This is a genomic window from Senegalia sp. (in: firmicutes), from assembly GCF_052088025.1.
Lineage (GTDB): Bacteria > Bacillota > Clostridia > Tissierellales > SIT17 > Anaeromonas.
Window position 1 is genome coordinate 1,763 of record NZ_JBQCYD010000082.1, and the last position, 2,996, is coordinate 4,758.

General features: G+C 27.8%; 3 protein-coding genes. All 3 read right to left on the reverse strand.

From position 1 onward, the window contains the following. Positions 1-230: 230 nt before the first annotated feature. The gene (locus ACTHUW_RS12485) at positions 231-803 is read right to left on the reverse strand and encodes a tyrosine-type recombinase/integrase (protein ID WP_442213492.1); all 573 of its coding nucleotides are present in this window, start codon (positions 801-803) and stop codon (positions 231-233) included. Positions 804-1,134: 331 nt separating this feature from the next. After that, positions 1,135-1,467: a hypothetical protein gene (locus tag ACTHUW_RS12490; protein ID WP_442213494.1), complete on the reverse strand. Its 333-nt coding sequence runs from the start codon at positions 1,465-1,467 to the stop codon at positions 1,135-1,137. Positions 1,468-1,688: 221 nt separating this feature from the next. Then, on the reverse strand, positions 1,689-2,852 hold the full coding sequence (locus ACTHUW_RS12495) for a hypothetical protein (RefSeq protein ID WP_442213496.1): 1,164 nt from the start codon (positions 2,850-2,852) through the stop codon (positions 1,689-1,691). Positions 2,853-2,996: the final 144 nt, after the last annotated feature.

Consider the following 2,996-nt stretch of genomic DNA (forward strand, 5'->3'; position numbering starts at 1 on the left):
TATCAATGAAGTAAATGAACACTTTTAATATATCACAGATTAATAATAACTACTAAACCCTAGTAGGGGGACTTAGATTATCAATGAAGTAAATGAACACTTTTAATATATCACAGATTAATAATAACTACTACTACCCTAGTAGGGGGACTTAGATAATCAATAGATTAAATGAACACTTTTAATATATCATACTACTTCATACTAAGTACTCGTTCTTTATAGTCTTTTTATCCTCCTCTAAAGCCTTTTAAAGCTTCTTCTAGCTCCTCATCAACGATATGGGTGTAAATCTGTGTAGACGATATGTCAGCGTGTCCTAGAGCCTTCTGGACGATTCTAAGGTTCTTTGTTTCCCTTAATAGATCACTTGCAAAGGTATGTCGTAAACTATGGGTCGTAATGTGTTTCTTTATTCCTGCTTTCTCTGAATAGGTCTTAATCATGCTTCTAACGGCTTTTCCATCAAGTGAATGTAAAGTCCTTGTAGTAAAGACTAAATCGCTCCTACCCCACTCTTTAAACTGCCTTTGTTTCCATTTCCCTAACATACTAAGCGTTTCTTCATTTAGCCAGAGGATTCGATCTTTCAATCCTTTTCCTTCAACTACTTTTAATTGTCCAGTCATTAGATCTATATCATTCCATTTAAGATTTGTTAGTTCTGCCAATCTTAACCCTGTATTTAAAAGAAGCTGAATCATTGTTTGATTTCTTTGGGGGGTAATGTACCTTAAATTGAACTGATCCAGTAGTCTTTCTTGCTCATCTAAGGATAAAATATCAGGGATTTTCTTAGCCATGTTAAAACCTCCATTTTAAAGCGTATTTGTTAATAATAACCTAATCTGTATGTTAAAGGGTGTTATTCACTTATAAATTGAGTATATATTTCAGTGGCTTATAAATCAAGGAGAAAAGGGTATTACTCACATTTTCCTTGCCTGTATACTCTGTATACTCTGTATACATCATTTACAAGGTTTACAGAGTATACAAAAGTCGGTTTAATAATCTTATCTGCCAAAAGAATTATAAACACAATTACAATGGTTTTATCATGTGTTATTACGCTTTAAATCATTTACACTAGGTTTAGTACCTAAATACTTCTAAATGCTCTTAGAATCAATTTTAAAGCTTCATGTCATTTTTTTCTTTTGGAGAGAAGGAATTAGAAATAATATTATGGTCGTCTAGATCTTTACTATCTTTACTATCTTTAAAATCTTTAGTTCTTTTTACTAAGTTCTTATTACTAGTGTTTAATTTTGATAAGTCTGATGTTTCATTTTTAAACTTCGCGGTAAACTCATTTTTGGAAGAAGGTTGTTTTGACGGCTTTTCTTCCACGATATTTACTTTTGATAAATCGTGGGAATTAGTTGATAAATTCTCCTGTAATTTCTGTTTATCTTTGTCTGTATATTTGGATTTATCTTCGACTTCTTTTTGATCCAGTTCCATTATATATTTAGCTTCATTAGTATTTTCCTACATGAATTGTACTCTGTTCGGTTCATTATTATTAAAATCTGACATAATATCTCTAAATTGAACTTTATGACAAACTTAATTATTTAAAAGAAAAAAGGACAGAGCAGTAAAGCTACTCTATCCTAGCCATATCAATCTTTATATGGATTTTTCCCAGTTTATCACACTTACATTTTTGGCAAACTCATTTATTATTTATGAATTTTTACTTTCATTTCCTTAGCAATTTCTATCATCTGAATAGATCCTTCTTCTATTTTCTTACAAAAATTTCCATCAATTTCAAAATTAGCAACAGCCTCATTCTTAACGTTTCTATATTCTATTATATTTGTATTTGACTTGGTTATATCCCATAAATAATATAAGAATTGAGAGGCATGTATAGCTCTTTCCTCATTTTTTTCATTTTCTAATAACTCTAGCAATACCAGCTTACTCTCTTTTTTGGTATCAATAAATTCAATTATTTCAAATCCTTGAGATTGTATACCAAAAAAAGTATTTAATATAAGCTGCTCTTTTCTTGGATTTAATGTGGAAAGAATAGTTTTATTTAAATAGTCTATATTATCAATAAAAAAAAGGGTATATCCTAATTTTAATGCTCTAAAAATAGCAATCACATCAATTAGTATTTTATATAAGTCTTCTTTATTTGTTTTAAATTGTTCCATTACTTCATTTCTACTATTTCTAATTTCACAAATTATTTCATCCTCAATTACCTTATAATTATTGTGGGCTCCGATATTTCTTAAGGTATTTAGCTTAATATTTTTTTCACCAGACAAAGTATTAATTGTTGGTTTTAAAATATTTATTAAATATCCACTTTGAATTATTTCATTGATTAAATTACCTAGATTTTTTTCTTTAACAGACAAAAGATTATTATTTTTACCTTTTATTATATAAATATTATAAAGAATATATGAACAATAAGGTTTTATAAGTATTTCAATAACATCTACAATTAAGTCAAAAGTATACTTAGAAAACCCTTCTAAATTAAAACCAGAGCTTTCTCTTTCTAAAGAGTTAATTATCCAAAGTTTCTGATGAGCTTCTTCAATGATATAAAAATTACTTTCTATAGCATTGATGGTTTTGTGAAGATCTTTATCTTTAGCAATATTCAATATTTCCAGAAAATCTAAAAAACCTTCATAAAAAATGGTTTCTTTTTGTAGTTTCAGATAATTAATTAGTTCAGGAAGTAATGTATTTATAGAATTTTCCTCTAGTCTTTTTTTATTAGTAAAAAAATCATCAAATTCTTCAATTATCATGTCCTTAATATCTTCAGGTAGTACACCATTTTTAATTAATTGACTGTAAATATGTTCAGACAATACTAACCACCTCTTTTATAATTTTAATCCCTAAGTTTTACTCAATTCTTATTTATTAAGACAAACTCCAATAATAAAAACCAATTAATGTTTTTATCTTTTTTTCTTATCAGAATCTCCCCATTCCAATAAAGTTCTATCATA

Bases quoted from the DNA above. Each gene is read 5' to 3' on its own strand.
- ACTHUW_RS12485 (WP_442213492.1), bottom strand. From the start codon at position 803: ATGGCTAAGAAAATCCCTGATATTTTATCCTTAGATGAGCAAGAAAGA.
- ACTHUW_RS12490 (WP_442213494.1), bottom strand. From the start codon at position 1,467: ATGGAACTGGATCAAAAAGAAGTCGAAGATAAATCCAAATATACAGAC.